At 39.0% G+C, this 19,920-nt stretch carries 18 protein-coding genes; 12 read left to right on the top strand and 6 right to left on the bottom strand.

Annotated elements, in window-relative coordinates; translation table 11 throughout:
- Positions 1-65: 65 nt before the first annotated feature.
- Positions 66-692, bottom strand: a complete 627-nt coding sequence (locus FDK13_RS14385; protein ID WP_137340700.1) for a DUF502 domain-containing protein — start codon at positions 690-692, stop codon at positions 66-68.
- 271 nt (positions 693-963) lie between these two features.
- Here FDK13_RS14385 and FDK13_RS14380 point away from each other — a divergent pair, with 271 nt between their 5' ends.
- The 11 genes from FDK13_RS14380 (at position 964) to FDK13_RS14330 (ending at position 14,028) form a co-directional block, all read left to right on the top strand.
- Entirely contained in the window at positions 964-2,046 is a 1,083-nt protein-coding gene (locus tag FDK13_RS14380) for an Ldh family oxidoreductase (RefSeq protein ID WP_137340699.1), read from the top strand.
- A 74-nt stretch (positions 2,047-2,120) separates the two neighbouring features.
- Entirely contained in the window at positions 2,121-3,158 is a 1,038-nt protein-coding gene (gene mltG / locus FDK13_RS14375) for an endolytic transglycosylase MltG (protein WP_137340698.1), read from the top strand.
- A 55-nt stretch (positions 3,159-3,213) separates the two neighbouring features.
- Positions 3,214-3,630 carry an acyl-CoA thioesterase gene (locus FDK13_RS14370; protein WP_137340697.1) on the top strand — a complete coding sequence of 139 codons (417 nt, stop codon included), beginning with the start codon at positions 3,214-3,216 and terminating at the stop codon, positions 3,628-3,630.
- Between the two features lie 14 nt (positions 3,631-3,644).
- Complete coding sequence (locus FDK13_RS14365; RefSeq protein WP_137340696.1) at positions 3,645-4,568, top strand: YihY/virulence factor BrkB family protein; 924 nt, start codon at positions 3,645-3,647, stop codon at positions 4,566-4,568.
- Between the two features lie 120 nt (positions 4,569-4,688).
- Positions 4,689-5,684, top strand: a complete 996-nt coding sequence (locus tag FDK13_RS14360) for a glycosyltransferase (RefSeq protein WP_137340695.1) — start codon at positions 4,689-4,691, stop codon at positions 5,682-5,684.
- Positions 5,685-5,714: 30 nt separating this feature from the next.
- Positions 5,715-6,341, top strand: a complete 627-nt coding sequence (locus tag FDK13_RS14355; RefSeq protein WP_137340694.1) for an L-threonylcarbamoyladenylate synthase — start codon at positions 5,715-5,717, stop codon at positions 6,339-6,341.
- 101 nt (positions 6,342-6,442) lie between these two features.
- Positions 6,443-7,102, top strand: a complete 660-nt coding sequence (locus tag FDK13_RS14350) for a WbqC family protein (RefSeq protein ID WP_229216041.1) — start codon at positions 6,443-6,445, stop codon at positions 7,100-7,102.
- Between the two features lie 69 nt (positions 7,103-7,171).
- Complete coding sequence (locus tag FDK13_RS14345) at positions 7,172-9,715, top strand: ATP-dependent Clp protease ATP-binding subunit (RefSeq protein ID WP_137340692.1); 2,544 nt, start codon at positions 7,172-7,174, stop codon at positions 9,713-9,715.
- 307 nt (positions 9,716-10,022) lie between these two features.
- Positions 10,023-11,264: an OmpA family protein gene (locus FDK13_RS14340; RefSeq protein WP_137340691.1), complete on the top strand. Its 1,242-nt coding sequence runs from the start codon at positions 10,023-10,025 to the stop codon at positions 11,262-11,264.
- Between the two features lie 157 nt (positions 11,265-11,421).
- Complete coding sequence (locus FDK13_RS14335; RefSeq protein WP_137340690.1) at positions 11,422-13,101, top strand: carboxylesterase family protein; 1,680 nt, start codon at positions 11,422-11,424, stop codon at positions 13,099-13,101.
- A 36-nt stretch (positions 13,102-13,137) separates the two neighbouring features.
- Positions 13,138-14,028 (top strand): sugar phosphate isomerase/epimerase family protein, encoded by an 891-nt coding sequence (locus FDK13_RS14330; RefSeq protein WP_137340689.1) that lies wholly within the window; start codon positions 13,138-13,140, stop codon positions 14,026-14,028.
- A gap of 82 nt (positions 14,029-14,110) precedes the next feature.
- Here the strand turns inward: FDK13_RS14330 and atpH are convergent, their stop codons facing one another.
- From atpH to FDK13_RS14300, 5 genes are all read right to left on the bottom strand, one after another.
- Positions 14,111-14,647 carry an ATP synthase F1 subunit delta gene (atpH, locus tag FDK13_RS14325; RefSeq protein ID WP_137340688.1) on the bottom strand — a complete coding sequence of 179 codons (537 nt, stop codon included), beginning with the start codon at positions 14,645-14,647 and terminating at the stop codon, positions 14,111-14,113.
- A 52-nt stretch (positions 14,648-14,699) separates the two neighbouring features.
- On the bottom strand, positions 14,700-15,194 hold the full coding sequence (atpF, locus tag FDK13_RS14320; RefSeq protein WP_229216040.1) for a F0F1 ATP synthase subunit B: 495 nt from the start codon (positions 15,192-15,194) through the stop codon (positions 14,700-14,702).
- A 186-nt stretch (positions 15,195-15,380) separates the two neighbouring features.
- On the bottom strand, positions 15,381-15,644 hold the full coding sequence (atpE, locus tag FDK13_RS14315) for an ATP synthase F0 subunit C (RefSeq protein WP_090335138.1): 264 nt from the start codon (positions 15,642-15,644) through the stop codon (positions 15,381-15,383).
- 46 nt (positions 15,645-15,690) lie between these two features.
- A complete protein-coding gene (atpB, locus tag FDK13_RS14310; RefSeq protein ID WP_137340687.1) occupies positions 15,691-16,785 on the bottom strand; it encodes a F0F1 ATP synthase subunit A in 1,095 nt (364 codons plus the stop codon).
- Between the two features lie 442 nt (positions 16,786-17,227).
- Positions 17,228-17,548 (bottom strand): AtpZ/AtpI family protein, encoded by a 321-nt coding sequence (locus FDK13_RS14300; protein ID WP_229216039.1) that lies wholly within the window; start codon positions 17,546-17,548, stop codon positions 17,228-17,230.
- A gap of 81 nt (positions 17,549-17,629) precedes the next feature.
- Between FDK13_RS14300 and porW the strand changes: the two genes are divergently transcribed.
- A complete protein-coding gene (gene porW, locus FDK13_RS14295) occupies positions 17,630-19,852 on the top strand; it encodes a type IX secretion system periplasmic lipoprotein PorW/SprE (protein WP_229216038.1) in 2,223 nt (740 codons plus the stop codon).
- The last annotated feature ends 68 nt before the right edge of the window (positions 19,853-19,920 follow it).

The following is a 19,920-nucleotide window of genomic DNA, read 5'->3' as shown; positions in this document are numbered from 1 at the left end:
AGATAAGGAATCATTCTTTAAACGGGTAATCGGATTACATTGTTGTTAGGGATTCCTGTGCCGGATTACTCTTCCTCTGTCACTTCTTCATGTGGAGGAACCTTCAATGAAACCCCGCCGGATACCAGCATTTTCATCACATCGGTAGACTTGGCGTCCAGTATGGAAACATTTTCGGTTGGTACAATAAATAATTCCCCGGAAAGCGCATAGGAAAGCGGCATGTAAACCGCCACATGATCATGAATATGCAAATGGCTCAGATCGGTTTGCGTGATAAAACCGATTTTCTTTATTCCGGTTTCTTTATACATCGTAACCAAAACCGGCTGATTAAATTTTTTCTTGTCCCCGACAAAAGCCATCACCAGATCTTTGATCGAATAATAGATCAGGCTCACCAGCGGTATGCGCCGCATGATGCTTTCGGTAAATTTAAAAAACGACTGAGGGATAATCGTTGAAAAAACAAAACCCAGCAGAATAATACTGGTCAGGATAATCAGTACACCAAGGCCCGGAAGATAAACGGTCTGGTTTCCGGAAATTGGAATATTGATCGGGATAATATTATCAAGGAACTCAACAGCGCTTCCAATAATGATAACGGTAACATAAAGTGGAGCTACCAGAACCAGGCCACGTATAAAGTAGCTTAGTATGCGTTTGAGGAAAGTATTTTTAATTTCCATTAAAATTTATTCTAACATTCCGTATTATTTTTTGCGGAAGTAGAAATCTCCGCTAATACCTGTTTAAAGTACGGTTTTTGATGGTTTTAAGTTCAAATTTGGACCATTGTAAAAAGCTTTTTTATTCTGATCAGGAAAGTAAAACCCTTATCACTATACATAAGTATTGTAAGCTGGACGATGAATGCAGATATTTGCATCCGCTAAGACGCAAAATTCGAAATTTTGCAGGAGTTTTAGAAGTTATTGGCAATTCATTTAGTAAACGTATATGTATCAGGCTGAATACTTAAAACATTTCATTGAGGAAGTTTTTCTGGCCATCGGATGTTCGGCCGAGGAAGCAGCTTTGGCTTCCACTGTATTAATTAGTGCAGATTTAAGAGGAGTAGATTCGCATGGAATCGCGCGCCTGGCCGGTTATGTCCGTTTGTATGACAACGGGAGATTAAATCCGACGCCCGATGTAAAAGTGGTTTATGAAACGCCAAGTACTGCTGTTGTGGATGGCGACCGGGGTTTGGGATTGGTAGTAGCACCAAAAGCAATGGAAATTGCGATGGAAAAAGCGGAGAAGGTTGGCTCTGGATGGGTTTCTGTCAGAAATTCAAATCATTTTGGTATTGCTGGTTATCACGCGATGTTGGCTCTGCAAAAAGATATGATCGGATGGACAATGACAAATGCTGCTCCACTGGTAACGCCTACTTTTTCTTTGGATAAATTATTAGGTACAAATCCGTTAGCCGTTGCAGTTCCGGCTTTTGAGGAACCTGCTTTTGTTGCTGATTTTGCTTCAACAGCTGTTGCTTATGGTAAGTTTGAAATTTTGCAAAGAAAAGGTTTGCCGGCTCCGTTAGGCTGGGCTCAGGATTCCGAAGGAAATCCTACAACAGATTCCAATGCAGTGAAAAGCGGGGGAGGATTGTTGCCTTTGGGTTCAGATCGTGAACATGGTAGTCATAAAGGATACGGCCTGGGTGCGATTGTTGATATTTTTTCGGGTGTACTTTCGGGTGCTAATTTCGGGCCGTGGGTTCCGCCTTTTGCAACGGCGGGTTTTATGTCTGCAAATGAAGGAGTTGGCTTGGGTACCGGACACTTTTTAGGTGCTATGCGTGTTGATGGTTTTCGGCCGGCTGATGAGTTCAAACATGATATGGATAAATGGATCCGCGCTTTCAGAGGAGCCAGGGCGGTTGAAGGGAAATCGGTTATTATTCCGGGAGATCCTGAACGCGAAATGGAAGCCATCAGAAGTGTTGAAGGAATTTCACTTTTGCCGCCTGTTGTAGAATCGCTGTCAGAATTGGCCAAACGTTTCAATATCGCGTTTGAAAACAGAATTGATTAACATAAAAATAATTACCGTCAATTGTTACAACTGCCGATTTGGTTTGTTGTTTTTAAAAACTTCGTATTCAATATATGTCTCGTAATTTCAAAGTAGGATTGTTTTTAGTCATTGCAATTCTTACAACAACTTTCACTTTTTACTTTTGGCAGATTTTCAGAACACCAAATTTGCAGGTGGATACCAAGGAAAGTTTCGCTTTATTAATTCCTGAAGGAGCTACTTATCAGACTGTTCTGGATTCTTTGGACAAACATAAAGTGATCAATGATAATATTTCATTCCGCTTTGTTGCCAAGCTTTTGAAATATACCGAAAATGTAAAACCCGGAAGGTATGTGATCAAACCGGAAACGAGCAATTACAGAGGTGTTAAAAAGCTTCTTTCCGGCGTTCAGGATCCTGTAAAACTTACTTTCAATAACATCAGACTGAAAGAAGACCTGATCAAAAGAATTGGTAACCGTTTTGAGTTTGGCGAAGATAAATTTCGCAAGGCAATGGACAGCGAGGAAGTCTGCAAAAAATACGGATTGGATACCGCTACAATTGTTTCCATGTTTTTACCAAATACCTATGACATTTTCTGGACTACCGGAACGGAAAAATTCCTTGACAGAATGCATAGCGAGTACAAAAAATACTGGAATGCTGAACGTGTTTCAAAAGCAAAAACGATTGGTTTAACGCCTGTTCAGGTCTCAATTCTTGCCTCAATTGTTGAAGAAGAGCAGGCAAGAAAAGTAGATGAAAGACCGATGGTAGCAGGTTTGTATATCAACCGTTTGAATGCTGCAATGCCATTACAAGCAGATCCGACGATTAAATATGCCTTACAGGATTTTGCGATCAAACGTATTTTGAATGAGCAGCTTCGTGTAAAATCTCCTTATAATACCTATGTAAATATCGGCTTGCCTCCGGGCCCTATCCGTGTTGCGGATTTTAATTCTCTGGATGCGGTTTTGAATTACAGCAAACACGATTTCCTTTACATGTGCGCGAAAGCAGATCTTTCGGGTTATCACGCTTTTGCAAAAACCTATGAAGATCACCTGAACAATGCCCGTATGTACCAGGCAGAATTGAACAGGCTTAAAATAATGAAGTAAGTTTCCAGGCGGCGGTTTTATATTTTGAAGCTAAACGTCTTATAATCAAATAAAAATGTTCGCTTACGAAGTCAAAGGGATAAGAGTACGTTATGCTGACACAGATCAAATGGGTTATGTATATTACGGAAATTATGCGAGATATTATGAAATCGGGCGCGTTGAAGCTTTACGCAGCGTCGGATTTAGTTATAAGGAAATGGAAGAAACGGGTGTTATGATGCCCGTTTATGAAAACCGGTCACGCTATATAAAACCGGCACGTTATGACGATGAGCTTACGATAAAAGTTTTGATGCAAAAATTACCGGGCACAAGGGTTGTTTTTGAATATGAGATCAGAAACCAGCAAGATGTTTTGTTGAATGTTGGGGAAACAACGCTGGTGTTCCAGAGGATGGATAATGCTAAACTTTGTATCGCTCCGGAAAAACTTTTAGAAAAACTCAGCCCTTATTTTCAGACTTCGTAATTAAAAAATACTTTATGCTTGACAAACTGTTGCAAAACCGGCAAATCAAGCTGCTCATTGAATGGCTGCGAATGACGATGCTTTTTCGTGGAACCATTTCCCTGTACGACATTCTTGCCAATATTAGAAAAAATAATCACCGTTATGACATTGATCAGCGAGCTTCGGCGGTTGCTTATAGTTTAACCCTTGCCTGTTTTCCGGGAATTATTTTTCTTTTTACACTTGTTCCCTACATTCCTATTGAAAATCTTGACGACCAGATTCTTGAAATTTTAAAGGAAGTTTTGCCCAGGGGAATTTATCAGGACGCCCGCCAGACGATTACAGATATCATCAGCAGACCGAGAAACAGTGTGTTGTCATTTGGTTTTATTCTTGCTCTTGTGGCATCTACAAATGGTATGATGTCTTTAATGCGTTCATTTGATATGGTTTATGAAGACCTCGAAACCAGAGGATTTCTTGCCCAAAGAGGTGTTGCTCTGTTGTTAACCGTGATTCTTGTTGCGGTTATGTTTTTACTGATCGTATTACTTATCGTCGGCGATGCTGTCAAAGGAATTGTCAGTAACTGGCATATTATACAGGATATCTGGATTGTCTCTTCGCTTAACCTTACGCGATATTTTGTCAGTTTTGCAGCTTTGATGTTGGCGATATCAATTATTTACCGTTTTGCTCCGTCGCAGGGCAGGAAGTATGCTTTTGTCAACATTGGATCTGTGATTGCTTCTGTATTAATTTTGGTCGCTACTTATGGTTTTTCATTTTATCTGTCAAGGTTTAGTTCATACAACAAATTGTATGGTTCTATCGGAACCATGATCGCGTTGATGATCTGGTTTTATCTGCTGGCTCTGCTTCTTATTTTTGGTTTTGAAATCAATGCCGGAATTGCTTCCGCACGGAATAATGCTCTAAATACAAAGTCTTGACATACCGTTAAATAAGTACTCAACTTTCTCTTTTTTTATCTCTCATAAGTTTGTGACTTTTGGTGCCTTCGTTCGTATAAGATCAAAGCAGTCTGGACAGGTGATACAAAAAAGGTATAGATGAGCGAAATTGACAAGCCTTTGGTAACTGTGGTTTTGACCGCCTTTAATCAGGGGAAATATATTGGAGAAACGTTGGGTTCAATTTTCGCCCAGACTTATCCAAATCTTCAGATTGTCGTGATTGACAATGCCAGTACAGACGGAACGATATCTTTAATAGAAAATATTGTATCCGACTTTCCGGAATTTACTATCATTAAAAATCCGGAAAATCTCGGATTATGCCGCGCTTTTAATCAGGGCCTGGCTTTGGCAAGAGGAAAATATATTATTGATCTTGCTGCTGATGATATTATGTTGCCGGGACGAATTGGGCACCAGGTTCAGGCACTGGAAAAACTGGGTGAGGATTACGGCGTTGTTTTTTCTAATGCCCAATATATTGACGCCCAGGGAGAGGTCCTCAATTTCCATTATCCTGTGGATACCAATCTAAAAGCAGATAAACCAGTTCCTTCGGGAGATGTTTATAAAAGCATTTTAGAAAAATATTTTATTTGTACGCCTACCATGATGATGCGCACCAGAATGCTGATTGAAATGGGCGGTTATGACGAAACACTGGATTTTGAAGATTTTGACCTGTGGGTAAGATCAGCGGTTCGTTACAAATATTTTTATCAGGACCAGGTGCTTACCAGAAAAAGAAATGTTCCTGGCTCACTAAGTACACAGATTTATAAAAAAGGGAATAGTCTGCTTGAAACATGCTATATCGTTTGCAATAAAGCATATGAATTAAACCGTGATCAGGAAGAATTTGATTTGCTCGCAGCAAGGATAAGAACTTTTATCAGAAAGTGTTTTTATGCCCAGGAATTTGAATTAGCATTAAAATTTCGAACACTGCTGAACTACATCGAAAACCCTGGGATCTTTACGGAAATGATCGTGATGCTGTGCCGTTTACATCTTCCTGTAAACGGTTTGTATTTGTTTTATTTGAATTATTTACAAAAAAAAGCCCAAAGCAGAGAGGTTTTAGCATTTTGAATTGTTAATTTGGTAAAAATAGTACATACTATGCCAGCTGAATTAATTCGTATATACCCTGAAAATCCTGACGAAAGAAAGATACGTCAGGTAGTTGATTGCCTTCGTGATGGCGGTCTTGTTATTTATCCCACAGATACAATTTATGGTTTAGGATGCGATATTTTTAATACGAGAGCCGTAGAGAAAATCGCACGCATCAAAGGAATTAAAGCCCAGAAAAATGATTTTTCATTCATTTGTTATGATTTGAGCCATATTGCTGATTATGCCAGGGTTGGGAATTCAGCCTTCAAAATAATGAAAAGAGTTCTTCCCGGACCTTACACCTTTATTCTTGATGCTAACAATCAGGTTCCCAAATTGTTGAATACTAACAAAAAAACGGTCGGTATCCGCGTGCCGGACAACTTGATCCCCCGTCTTATTGTGAAAGAACTTGGTAATCCGATCGTGACGACTTCCATTAAAGATGATGATGAAATTATAGAGTATTCCACTGATCCTGAATTGATTTATGAAAAATTTCAACACCAGGTTGATATTGTCATAGATGGCGGCTACGGTGGTAATATAGCTTCTACTATTGTGCTTGCTACCAATGATCAATTTGAAGTAATTCGGGAAGGATTAGGAGATACAAGCATATTTCTATAAATAAATTATAATTTATTGAGTTAATATAGAACTAAATAAATCCCGTTAAATAATTGTTATCATTTTTTTGATAATATCATTCTGCTTTACCATATTTGATAGTGCCTGAAATTGTTACCAATAATCAACCTGAAAAAATAGTAAGGATTGAATTGCAATACCTCCCGTGTCTGGAATATTTTACTTGCATTTTAAGTAATGATGTAACCTGGATTGACATAAATGAAAGATATATTAAACAGACTTTCAGGAATCGTTGCAGCGTTTTAACGACTAATAAAACAGATACTTTGACCGTTCCCGTAAAGGGATATGATCAATACGCCCCGACAAAGGATATAAGAATCGATTATAGCCAGGACTGGATAAGGCGGCATTGGGGATGTTTGAGATCAGCGTACGGAAAATCTCCCTATTTTGAATTTTACTCAGACGAGCTCCATAACGTTTTTTCTAAGAAACCTGAATTTCTTGTAGAGTTAAATTATGAATTATTGACAATTTGTCTTAGATTGTTGGGGATTAGGAAAGAGGTTCGGTACAATTTGTCAGTGCCAATAAATGGCGATTCAAGCGTAATTGACGACTTATCATTGATTAATGATAAAAAAAATAAAAATATTTGTAAATATTATCAGCCAATTTCATACTATCAGACGTTCGGGAATGATTTTGTAAGTAATTTAAGTATCGTCGATTTATTATTTAATATGGGGCCCGAAGCGAGAAGTATTTTGCTGAGATCTTGTAAGCAACAATAAATCTGCTACTTTGAACAAAGATTTAAAAAGTAGCGTTTAGAATATTAAGACACATTTTTATTGCTACACATGGAAGCAAAATTTTCAAATAGAGTAAAAGAAGTAATCTCTCTGAGTCGGGAAGAAGCTTTGCGACTTGGTCACGATTATATCGGTGCCGAACATCTGTTACTTGGAATGATTCGTGAGGGCGATGGAGTTGCTATTGGTTTACTGAAAAAGCTGGGCGTGTCCCTTGATGATGTTCGACAGACGATCGAACAGGCAACTAAGGGTGCGGCAACTAATAATGTTAAAAATCTGCAGAATATCCCTCTTACAAGACAATCTGAAAAGGTGTTGAAAATAACATATCTTGAGGCCAAGATTTTCAAAAGCCCCTTGATTGGAACTGAACATTTGCTTCTGTCAATTTTACGTGACGAAGACAATGTTGGCACCCAGATCCTGCATAAATTTAATGTTAACTACGAAGTCATTAAAGAGATGTTAGAATATCAATCATCAGGAACAAAACCCCATATGGGTCCGGAAACCGAAGACGGTGACGATGAAGCGAGAGGCGGCATGTTTGGCGGTGGAGGCGGAGGTGCCGCTTCAGGAAAAGAATCAAAAGGTGCAGAAAAATCGCGTACTCCTGTATTAGATAATTTCGGACGTGATCTAACGAAAATGGCCGAAGTTGGAAAACTTGATCCAATCGTTGGGCGTGAAAAGGAAATTGAGCGTGTAGCCCAAATTCTTAGCCGTCGTAAAAAGAATAACCCGATTCTTATCGGTGAGCCGGGTGTTGGTAAAACAGCCATCGCAGAAGGTCTTGCTTTAAGAATTGTTCAGAAAAAAGTTTCACGTGTTCTTTTCGGTAAAAGAGTTGTAACACTTGACCTTGCTTCTCTGGTAGCAGGAACAAAATATCGCGGTCAGTTTGAGGAAAGAATGAAAGCGGTAATGAATGAACTGGAAAAATCTCCGGATGTGATCCTTTTCATTGATGAGCTTCATACAATCGTTGGTGCCGGTGGCGCTTCTGGTTCTTTGGATGCTTCGAATATGTTCAAACCTGCGCTATCACGCGGAGAAATCCAGTGTATCGGAGCGACAACGCTTGATGAGTATCGTCAATACATTGAAAAAGATGGTGCACTTGCCCGTCGTTTCCAAATGGTAATGGTTGATGCTACTTCAATCGAAGAGACAATTCAGATCCTTGAAAATATTAAGGACAAATATGAAGATCATCACCATGTAAGTTACACGCCGGAATCGATCAGTACTGCTGTGAAATTGTCTGAGCGTTACATTACTGACCGTTTCCTTCCTGACAAAGCGATTGATGTTTTGGATGAAGTTGGTGCGAGAGTTCATATCAGCAACATCACTGTCCCTGAGGATATTCTTCATCTGGAAGAACAGATTGAAAATATCAAACAGGAAAAAAACAGAGTAGTTAAAAGTCAGAAATACGAAGAAGCAGCTCAGTTACGTGATCGTGAAAAGAAATTGATCGATCAGCTTGACCGTGCTAAACTTGCCTGGGAAGAAGAAACCAAGCAAAAAAGATATACTGTTACTGAGCATAATGTTGCCGAGGTAGTTGCAATGATGACCGGAATTCCTGTGACTAACGTTTCTATGGATGAGGGTAAGAAATTGCTTAACATGGCCGACGAACTGAAAGCAAAAGTAATTGGCCAGAACCCACCGATTGAAAAATTGGTAAAAGCAATCCAGCGTACACGTGTAGGTTTGAAAGATCCTAAGAAACCAATTGGTTCTTTTATCTTCCTTGGACCAACGGGTGTAGGTAAAACGGAATTAGCGAAAGTTCTTGCAACTTATTTGTTTGATAAAGATGATGCCCTTGTGCGTATCGACATGAGTGAGTACATGGAGAAATTCAGCGTATCTCGTTTGGTTGGAGCGCCTCCGGGTTATGTTGGTTACGAAGAAGGTGGTCAGTTAACTGAAAAAATCCGTCGTAAACCGTACAGCGTAGTCTTGCTTGATGAAATTGAAAAAGCACACCCTGATGTTTTCAACATCTTGCTGCAAGTGCTTGACGATGGAATTTTGACAGACGGTCTTGGCCGTCGTGTTGATTTCCGTAATACGATCATCATCATGACTTCAAACATCGGAGCACGTGACTTGAAAGATTTTGGTTCAGGAATTGGTTTTTCAACAAAAGCCAAAAATGACAACCAGGATGAAATTATGAAAGGCACCATTCAAAGTGCGCTTCGTAAAGCATTCTCACCTGAGTTCCTTAACCGTTTGGATGATGTGATTGTGTTTAATTCACTTCAACGTGAAGATTTACACCGTATCATTGATATTTCACTTGGCAAATTGTTTAACCGCGTGAAAGGTTTGGGTTATGAAATTGAGCTTACTGTTCCTGCGAAAGATTTTCTTTCTGAAAAAGGATATGATCCTCAATACGGAGCCCGTCCTCTAAACAGAGCGATCCAGAAATATCTTGAAGATCCGGTTGCCGAAGAAATTCTTAAAGGTGATTTGAGAGAAGGAGATGTTTTGGTAGCAAATCACGTTGAAAATAGTGAAGAGCTGACGATATCGGTTAGAAAAAAAGAAGAAGAAGTTGCAAATTAATTGACGGATTCTTAAGTTGACTAATTGAATATATAAAAGAGAGGCAGGTCTTTCAGATTTGCCTCTCTTTTTATGTATACGGTTGTATGTTAATTTATTATATTTCAAAAATTCAATTTAAGGTGGTAGAATATCATGTGACCCTTTTATATTTACTTATTCTACTCATTGTTTAAAATGTTTATTCTTAATTTTGTGGCATTAGAATTAGGAATAAATGATAGGAAAATCATTACTTTGCATAACCTCCAGATAAATTATGAATATTATAGTAAAACCTAAACAAGACAAAGAATAATCATCCATTATGGCTGTCAATTTACTGGAGTTAACCAAGGTATGTATTACAAAAGAGGTTGGTCTTAAAATATCTGATTTGACCCAAGAAAGTACCGGCGATGTGCAGGTCGCAATGTTAGGCGCTCTCCCCGGGCTTATCGGAGGAATTATGAATAAGGCCTCTACATCAGGCGGGGTTCATGAACTTATAGGACTTATCAACCTTAACAACGAGGATTATGTTCTAAATGGCTTGGGAGGAATTCTTGGTGATGAATCAAGATCTAAAGAATTTATTTCTAATGGACTTTCGCTACTTCCTATCCTTTTGGATCTGGATCTTAAAACGGTTACCGATTCTATTTCTTCTTCAAGTGGGATAAAGAGTTATTCTGTTTCTACAATATTGAGTATTTGTGCACCGATCGTGCTTAGTGTAGTCGCAAAATATGCCAAAGTCAAAGGTGTTAAATCAGTTGAACCAGTAAGGTTAACCAGTCTTTTGGTTGAGCAAAAAGAGTTTATGTTTAAATTCTTGCCGAAAGATCTTAATACGCTTTGGAATTTTAAAGATCTTGAAGATCTTAATAAAAATTTGATCCGAAAACCTTTAAGTGAAAGTGAGTTGGAGGGGAAGCCTGTTTCAGTCCGGGCAAAAATTGTTTACTGGATCTTAGCCCTTTTAATTCTTGGAGTTGCCTTTTGGGGATATAAAAGATTAACGAAAGAAGAGGAAACGGTAGTGGTGGAAGATTTTCCTGTTGGCGCTGACAGCGTTGGTCATTCAAAAGGAAGGACACCCAATAGTCTTGGAAATTTTGTGACAAAGCAACTTCCTAAGGATATCAGGCTTAATATTCCTGAAAACGGAATCGAATCCAAATTGGTATCTTTTGTACAAGATAGCAGTCAGGCCATTGACAAAAACGTCTGGTTTGATTTCGACAGAATAATATTCGAACCTAATGTTGCAAACCTGAGTAAGGAATCTCTGGAACAGATTGACAATATTTCGAAAATCATGAGAGCTTATCCAAATGTTAACGTAAAAATTGGAGGATATACAGATAATAGCGGTGACGCTGCTACAAATTTGAGCTTATCAAAAAGCAGGGCAGATGCAGTAAAGCGTGGGATCGTAAATAAAGGGATAAAGGCAACCAGAATTTCTTCGGAAGGTTATGGGATCGAACATCCGGTAGCAGGTAATGATACGGAAGAAGGAAGAGCCCAAAATCGGAGAATTTCGATAAATATAACAAGAAAATAAAAAAATCTAATTGAAGAAGAGGTCAGATTATTATTTAATTTGACCTCTTTTTTATGCCTTTTTTGTAACAAATGGCGATTGTTTAAATCAATTTTCAAAAGAAGGAAAGAAAATTATGATTTAGTTTATATTTAAGCATTGTTAGATTCAATTTTATATGAAAATAAATAATTTGCCATCCGTTTTTAGTTTAGTTTTCTTTATTGTAATGAGCCATAATATTTGCATTGCTCAAAAACTGGCTTCCGGGCCGCAGGTTCTCACATTTTTTTCATCGGCTGATGACACTGAGCAGCCTTATGGACTTTATATTCCAAAGAATTATGATCCGGTCAAAAAATACCCTTTAGTTATGATGCTGCACGGTGCGGGTTCAAATCACAGACTTGAACTAAGACGTGTTTTTGGAAAAAGTAATGCAGGAGATGAGACGGACGTGGAAGCCAGCCGTTATTTTCCGGAATGGGAGAATGTGGATTTTATTGTAGCTACACCTTTGGCAAGGGGAACAGCCGGATATCAGGGAATACCGGAGCAGGATGTTTACGATGTTTTAGCTGATGTTAAAAAACGGTTTAATATAGATGAAAACCGGACTTATCTTACAGGGTTATCGATGGGAGGCGGAGGAACTTTATGGATAGGTTTAACGAGGCCTGACATTTGGGCAGCCATTGCACCGGTTTGTGCAGCACCTCCGGCAGGTACGATTGACCTGGCAGGAAACTCGAGTAATTATCCCGTTCATTTTTTCCATGGCGATAAAGATCCTGTTGTCCCGGTTGAAAGTACGAGAAACTGGGTCGCCAAAATGCAGGATCTTGGTGTAGAAGTTACCTATAAGGAATTTGTCGATGTCAAACATGATAGCTGGGTTAATGCTTATGATGACGAATTTATTTTTGGCTGGTTTAATCAGGTTAGAAATCCGTTTCCTAATGAAGTTAAATTTTCGAGTAAGTTTTATAAATACAATAAAGCGTACTGGGTTCAGTTTGATAAAATGAAAAGCGGTGTTTTATCAGACATAACTGCAAGTTTCAAAAGATCGAATACCTTAGAAATCAAGACGAAAAATCTTGACGGATTTACTTTGATTCTAAAAGGTCATGCCAAGTTTATTAGTAATCAGCCCGTCATATTTACGATTGATGGTGCAGCGTTATCGAACAAAGTTGACAGTACCATTTCATTTGTGAAAAAAGGAGCTTCCTGGATTATAAATAAAGAAGCGGCAACTAATATTGTTGAAAAGAAAAAAGGTGCAGAGGGACCAATTTTTGATGCTTTTTCAAGCCGTCATATTTATGTTTACGGGACTGCCGACAATCCTTCTGCCGAGGAATTGAAAAAACGTCTGGATATAGCAAACGAAGCCGCAAGCTGGTCAGTTTATCGCGGTCCTTTTTTGGGAAGAGTAATGTTTTTTCCACGTGTGCTTTCCGATAAAGAGGTGAGAGCAAGTGATTTTGAAACTTGCAATCTTATTCTGTTTGGTACAAAAGAAACGAATGCAGTAATCAGTAAATACGCTGACAAGTTACCTGTTCACCTGAATCCTGCAACAAAGGATTATGGTTTGCTTTATGTATTTTCTGTCGACAAACATTATGTTACCATAAGTTCGGGCTTGCCGTGGTGGACTGGGGTCGTGGATCAGGGATTTCCTTTTGTTCCGGCAACACACAGAGGTTTATCTGAATTTAAGGATTTGTTGTTCTTTAAGGATTCATCAAAAAATATAGTGACAGATGGTTATTTCACACAAGAGTGGAAATTACCGGAATCATTGCTGACGCCTTTGACAAAGTCTGGCGTTATTACATTTTCAAAATAGTACTTAGTTTTAATTTATCTTTTGTTTTCCACTACCATGGATTTTAACCAAAAAATTTCCCGGAAATCATTTCTGCGGACTGGTGCACTGGCACTTTCACTTCCTTTGATTTCGCAGCTGCCTTCGATGGCAAAGGCTTCATCCAAAATAGGTTTACAGCTTTATACATTAAGAGATGCTTTGAGCAAAGATCTGGAAGGAACACTAAAAAAGGTTTCTGAGATTGGCTATAAAGAAGTTGAAACCTTTGGTTATTCTGATGGAAAATTCTTTGGTAAAACGCCGAAGGAATTTAAATCGTTATTAAGCGGCCTTGGACTTAGCGCAGTAAGCGGTCACTATGGTGCAGGTATTGCAGCGCCTGACAGAAAAGGTACATTATCCAACGACTGGAAGCGTGCTGTTGATGATTCAGCAGAATTGGGCCAGAAATACATGATGTGTGCATATCTGACTCCTGATGAGCGTAAATCGATCGACGATTACAAAAAGTATGCAGTTCTTTTCAATAAGTCGGGTGAAATTTGTAAAGCGGCAGGAATTCAGTTTGGTTACCATAACCATGATTTTGAATTTCAGAAACTGGACGGACAGTTGCCTTATGACATTATCACAAAAGATACTGATGCTTCCCTTGTAAAACTGGAACTTGATCTATACTGGGCTGTAAGAGCCGGATTGGATCCTGTTGAGCTATTTAAGCAACATCCCGGACGTTTTCCTTTATGGCATGTAAAAGACATGGAAAAAGGGCCGGATAAAGCTTTTGCAGAAGTTGGAACAGGATCAATTGATTTTGCGAAAATCTTTGCAGCAAGAAAAACAGCAGGAATGACACATTTCTTCGTAGAACAGGATGTTTGTAAAAGACCGCCGCTTGAAGCCATTGCAATCAGTTATGGCAATTTAGTCAAGATGAAAGTTTAGTTTTTAGGACTGAATTACATATTAAAAAAGAAGACCCGGCCGCATAGCAACCGGGTCTTTCTAATTATACAGATAAAAATTTTTAATTGGCAAATTGTAATTTCAGTTCATTCAAACGGCTTTTAATAGAAGCATCAATCTGACGGTCATTTACACGAAGCAAATAGCCACCGATTAGTGAAGGATCTACTTTTTCTTCCAGCTCAACTGTTTTGCCCGTAGCGTCTGCTACAATTTTATTAAACTGTTTACGCAATTCTTCAGTTAAAGGAGTTGTCGTGATCACAGTTGCTTTTTGAATACCGCGGTATTCGTCGTATGCAGTTATAAATTCTTCGGCAATCGCATCAAGAATTGATTCCCGGTTCTTTTTTGTAATGATCGTAAAAATCGAATAAGAAACAGGATTTACTCTTTCGAAAAATATCGCTTTCAAAATAGCCAGTTTCTTTTCGTGGCGTACTACCGGGCTTTTAAGCGCCAGCATCAAACCACGGTTTTGATGAGCAGTATCAAGGAATAATTTCATATCCGCGTATACAGCCTCAACAACATTTTGTTCTTTTGCCAGCTCGATAAGTGATTTAGCGTATCTGGCAGCAACTATACCTACTGACATAGGGAATCAATTAATTTTTGAATGAAATGGACGTTACTACTTCGGTAACGAATTAGTTCATGCGAGCTGAAGACGCAAGATCTGAAATCAGTTTTTCCTGAGATTCTTTATCTTTCAATTCGCGGTGCAATACCTGCTCAGCAATTTCAAGAGATAAAACGGCAACTTCTTTACGCATTTTAGCGATTGCAGCCTGTTGTTCGTTACGGATCGTATCGCGTGCGCTATCAATCATTTTCTGTCCTTCAATAATTGCTCTGTCTTTCGACTCAGCAATCATACGGTCCGAAGCTTCTTTGGCGTCACGAAGAATACGGTCACGAACCGCGTTCGCTTCAATGATCAGTTTTTCGTTATCTGCTTTCAGTTTAACCATTTCAGATTTGGTTCTTTCTGCAAGATCCAAAGCACCCTGAATTTCGTTTTCACGATCTTTTAAGCCTTTAATGATTGGTTTCCATGCAAACTTGGCAAGAATGAAAACTACCAGTAAAAATACCACCAGCATCCAGAAAATAAGACCTGGGTTTGGAGTAAGCAATGACATAATATCTGAGTTTTGTGAGTTGTAAAATCTTGAAATGCGAAGTTCAGGTTATTGTAACAATTCCTTCAAAGCACTCTTTTTTATTAAAATCCGTGGAAGCCTATTGCTTCCACGGTAATTTTTTTGCCAACTTCCAGGCCTAATGCGAAAGAAGATACAGCCGGGACCTGAATCCCAAATTCGTTACTAAAGCTTGAACGAGATAAGCAGACAGATAACCGCCGCGAACAACGCTACCGCTTCGATAAGAGCAGCAATGATAAGCATTGCAGTTTGGATAGCACCGGCAGCTTCTGGCTGACGAGCGATACCTTCCATTGCAGAACCACCAATTTTACCGATACCAAGACCAGCACCGATAGCAGCAAGACCAGCACCGATAGCAGCACCGAAAACAGCTAGACCTGCACCACCTTGTTCTGTAGCCTGAAGCAAAATTTGAAGCAACATAATTGTGTTTGTTTTAAATATAATTAATAAAAAAAGAGATTAAAAATCAATGTCCGTGATCGGCATGGCCATGCTCTTCAATAGCACTGCCGATGTACATGGACGATAACAGGGTAAAAATAAATGCCTGGATAAACGCCACCATGATTTCGATGAAGTTAAGGAACAAGGCAAATAACGATATCACCGGAGCGATGAACATGCTCTGGAAAATAAAGATCAATCCAAAAAGACTTAAAAGAATAATGTGACCAGCTGTCATGTTTGCAAAAAGACGAACCATAAGAGAGAACGGCTTCATGAATACACCAACAACTTCAACAGGTATCATGATAAGCAATAATGGAGCAGGAACACCCGGAGGACTTACAAGGTGTTTGTAATAATTTTTGTTTGCATTGATGTGAACAATGATAAAAGTGATCACGGCAAGTGTCATCGTGATGGCGATGTTACCCGTCACGTTCGCAGCACCTGGAAGAAGACCTAAAATGTTATTGACAAGTATAAAGAAAAACAATGTCAAAAGGTATGGAAGGTATTTTTCGTAGTTAGGGCCAACATTTGGTTTAACCACATCGTCACGAATGAAAAGAATAACGATTTCCATAGCTGACTGGAATCCTTTCGGTGCTTTTCCCACGTTGCGTTGGTAAGCTTTACCAATGCTAGTAAAAATAAGGATAAGGATCACTGCACTAAGCATCATGGAAGCTACGTTTTTCGTAATTGAAAAGTCGTAGATCTTGCGCTCATGATCAACAGGTTCAACCGTTTCAGAATCTCCGTGTACTAAATGATAACCATTGTATTCATGGTGCTCATTGTGAAAATTGGAAGATGAGAATAATTCAATTCCGCGGTCAGCAGAATAAAGAATTACAGGAAGTGGAATAGCAACACCATGAGAGAATTCCCACTCGTGAGAATCGGCAATGTGGTGCATGATCATCTGTCCGATGTTAAATTTCTGTTCGGACTCTTCCAGATTATGTTCTATTTCGCGCTCTTCTTTGTTGACCGTATCAGCTATCGGATTCTGGTCATGCTGACCTGATTCCTGAGCTTGCGCCGGAAGGTTAAAAAAGCAGGTTGCCGCAACAAGGGCAGTAGTTATAAAGAGTCTTAAAGGCGTATACATAAATGCTTGAAATACTATGCTTTGTCAATCGCGGCGCAAGTTACAATACAAACCATATATTTCAAAGCATGTATAAAATAAATACAGTGCAAAAAAGTTGAGAACAAATGTAAATGAATCAGTTAACCCTGAATATAAAAATATGGCAATAAAGATTATACTCAATATAAAGCGCCCGACTATGGTAGAAAGGTAAAACGTTACAAATTTTTCACGATTGTTTTTTAACCCGTATTCCATCAACCGGTGAATGAGAAATGACAGCATCACAAAGAAGGCCAGGATGTACCATATATAAGGATGTATCCAGGCAGCATTGACAAAACGCTGTACTAGAAATAATGCAATTGCTAAAATAATGGAGGCAATAATGCTTCGTAACATGTGAACTAAAAGTGGTAATTTGAAATGTAAGTAATTTGTAAGCAAAGGGTGACAAAAATCATTTTGCTTTTGGCATGCTGCGTATTAATAAGTACAAAGACGCAGCAATGGAAGTAAGCGATAAAATCAGAGTCCAAACCGGTGTTTTATTCATTCGCCAGTGATCCAGTTTGTAACCAGCATAGGTGAAAATCAATATAGTGCCCAGCATTTGCATGGCCATTCCGGAGTATCTGATGAAGTTTGAGGGCGTATTTCGGGAAGTCCCCTTGCTGGAAAAAGGTTTATTTTCCTGATTTTTCCATCCATTTTTATCCTCTTTCATCTGCGTTTTTGTAGAATTTATAGGTAAAGTTGCTTCAAATTTTGTAAATGGCATTATCTTCGATACGTTATTAAGTAAAATACCGTTTTAGCTTTGCCAGGAAAAGATAAAATATCATCCCTAAAGTCTTTATTTGTGACTCATACACTAGCCCGTTTTATTCAAACATCAGCGTTCTGTCTGTTGTTTGTATGTCTACTGATCGGGTGCTCCCAATACAGTTCGCGACCAGCGGCTGTGAATTTCCATAATGTTTCCTCTCATTATAATGCCTATTTCATTGCTGAGCAGGATATGCTTGATGCTGAATTTGCGATGCGTGCAGCTTTCAAGGAAGATTACAATCAGCTATTGCCTATTTTGATGCCTCTGGATTCGATTCTTGCGATTCCGGTAAAACCTCAGTTGCTGGATGCAGTTAAGAAAACTTCCATTGTTGCTGAAAAACATCAGAACAGCAAGTGGGTTGATAACAGCTATATTATTCTTGGGAAAGCCCGCTTATACCTTGGTCAATGGGCCGATGGCCTGGAAGCCTTACGTTATGTTTATGCCAATGGTAAGGATGAAAATGATAAAAATAATGCATTGATCGTTTTGATGCGTGCTTACATCAGTCGCAAGGACTATTCAAATGCGCTTGGCGTTGCGGAATATCTGAGCCAGCAAACTTTAACCAAAGATGCTACCAAAGATTTTTATCTGACAAAAGCATATTTGCACCAGCAAAATGGTGAATATCTTACCTCTGTTGCGATTTTGGAGGAAACATTTCCGTTGTTAAGTAAATCTATTGAAACAGCAAGATTACATTTTGCTGCCGCTCAGATGTACGATCGTCTGGGCCAATTTGCACTTGCTAACAAACATTACAAAAGTGTTAGTAAAAATCGCCCGGATTATGATCTTGGATTTTATTCTTCCATGAATTCATTACAAAACCAGGTTATTATTGATCCTAAAACCGATGTTTCTTCTGTGGGTTTTGACAGAATGCTGCGTGACAGAAAGAACAACGATCTTCGGGATCGGATTTACTTTACCATGGGACTTCTTGCCGAACATAGAAAGCAATTGCCGGAAGCGGTAAAATATTTGCAAAAATCAGCTTCGCTGGCCTCCGGAAAAAATAATGTCCAGAAAGCTTATACTTATCTACAACTTGCAAGAATTCATTATGATGCCCTTGAAAGGTATGAACTCGCAAAAGCTTACTATGACAGCGCTCTGACAATCCTGCCAAAAGATGCACAGGAATATCGTGTGGTTTCTGACCGTAAACTTGCGTTGGATAATTTTGTTACACAGCTGACCATTGTAAAAACGGAAGACAGTTTGCAGATTCTGTCCCATATGAATCCAAAAGCTTTGGATGACAAAATAGATAATATAATTGAAGAACTGGAAAAGGCGAGAATTGAAGATGAGAAACGCCTTAAATCAGCGCAGCTCGCAGCGAATAACCAGATTAATTTAAGTCCCGGCGGATCCATTCCTAACAGTACTGACCGTCGCTGGGAATTATATGACCCGGCTATGATTAATCAGGGAAAAATAGAATTTCGCAGACTTTGGGGAAACCGGGTACTTGAAGATGATTGGCGGAGAAGTACCAAACAAATAACATCAGTGGCTTCCCGAGGCAATAATCCTGCCGACAGCGCGTCAAATGGTAAGGGACTTCCGGTAGTTGCAGCTGAACCTGTTATGGCAAAGGGATCTGCGCTTTGGCAGGCAAGGCACGACAATCTTAAAAAGAAAATTCCTTTGACCGATTCTAGTTTTACAGTTTCACAGAAAAGAAAAGAGGACGCGTTATATAATCTTGGAAAAATTTATCGCTTCGATCTTAAGGAACCGGATAGAGCCGTAGCAACTTTTAACAGGGTTTTAACGGAATATCCAAAAACACAATACAGGGAAGAAATCTATTATCTGATGTATCTGACGCTGGCGGAAGAGGACAAAAATCGTATCGTATGGAAAGATAAACTGACATCGGAATTCCCAAATTCAACCTATGCAAGGTTAATTAATAAGTCTGTTGGTAGTGGAATTGGTGATGATAAGAATAGAAATAATCCTGTGAAAGCTTATGAAAGTGCTTATCAATTGTATGCTGATGGGAATTTTACCAAAGCCCTTGAAGAAATTGAAGCAGATTTGCCGGCATATAAAGGAAGTATGCTGGAAGACAAGTTTGCACTGCTCAGAGTATTTTTAGTGGGGAAAGTCAGAGGACGGGAATCTTATCTGCAAGCTATTAACGAGTTTGTTCGTTTATATCCCGGCAGCATTTATTTGCCAAGACTTAAAGAAATGCAGGAATCAAGGGAAATTTCAGTTGGAAAGAGATAATTTACGGAAATTGTATCTTTGTTGACTTGATTGATCCGTTTAAATACGATTCACTAATAAATTATCCC

The organism is Dyadobacter frigoris (assembly GCF_005280585.1).
GTDB lineage: Bacteria > Bacteroidota > Bacteroidia > Cytophagales > Spirosomataceae > Dyadobacter > Dyadobacter frigoris.
Note: the sequence above shows the minus strand (reverse complement) of the source record. Positions and strands in the feature narration are given on the sequence as shown.

Bases quoted from the DNA above. Each gene is read 5' to 3' on its own strand.
- FDK13_RS14345 (WP_137340692.1), top strand. From the start codon at position 7,172: ATGGAAGCAAAATTTTCAAATAGAGTAAAAGAAGTAATCTCTCTGAGT.
- FDK13_RS14385 (WP_137340700.1), bottom strand. From the start codon at position 692: ATGGAAATTAAAAATACTTTCCTCAAACGCATACTAAGCTACTTTATA.
- mltG (WP_137340698.1), top strand. From the start codon at position 2,121: ATGTCTCGTAATTTCAAAGTAGGATTGTTTTTAGTCATTGCAATTCTT.
- FDK13_RS14360 (WP_137340695.1), top strand. From the start codon at position 4,689: ATGAGCGAAATTGACAAGCCTTTGGTAACTGTGGTTTTGACCGCCTTT.
- FDK13_RS14370 (WP_137340697.1), top strand. From the start codon at position 3,214: ATGTTCGCTTACGAAGTCAAAGGGATAAGAGTACGTTATGCTGACACA.
- FDK13_RS14335 (WP_137340690.1), top strand. From the start codon at position 11,422: ATGAAAATAAATAATTTGCCATCCGTTTTTAGTTTAGTTTTCTTTATT.
- atpB (WP_137340687.1), bottom strand. From the start codon at position 16,785: ATGTATACGCCTTTAAGACTCTTTATAACTACTGCCCTTGTTGCGGCA.
- FDK13_RS14355 (WP_137340694.1), top strand. From the start codon at position 5,715: ATGCCAGCTGAATTAATTCGTATATACCCTGAAAATCCTGACGAAAGA.
- FDK13_RS14340 (WP_137340691.1), top strand. From the start codon at position 10,023: ATGGCTGTCAATTTACTGGAGTTAACCAAGGTATGTATTACAAAAGAG.
- FDK13_RS14300 (WP_229216039.1), bottom strand. From the start codon at position 17,548: ATGCCATTTACAAAATTTGAAGCAACTTTACCTATAAATTCTACAAAA.
- FDK13_RS14330 (WP_137340689.1), top strand. From the start codon at position 13,138: ATGGATTTTAACCAAAAAATTTCCCGGAAATCATTTCTGCGGACTGGT.
- atpH (WP_137340688.1), bottom strand. From the start codon at position 14,647: ATGTCAGTAGGTATAGTTGCTGCCAGATACGCTAAATCACTTATCGAG.
- atpF (WP_229216040.1), bottom strand. From the start codon at position 15,194: ATGTCATTGCTTACTCCAAACCCAGGTCTTATTTTCTGGATGCTGGTG.
- atpE (WP_090335138.1), bottom strand. From the start codon at position 15,644: ATGTTGCTTCAAATTTTGCTTCAGGCTACAGAACAAGGTGGTGCAGGT.
- FDK13_RS14380 (WP_137340699.1), top strand. From the start codon at position 964: ATGTATCAGGCTGAATACTTAAAACATTTCATTGAGGAAGTTTTTCTG.
- FDK13_RS14365 (WP_137340696.1), top strand. From the start codon at position 3,645: ATGCTTGACAAACTGTTGCAAAACCGGCAAATCAAGCTGCTCATTGAA.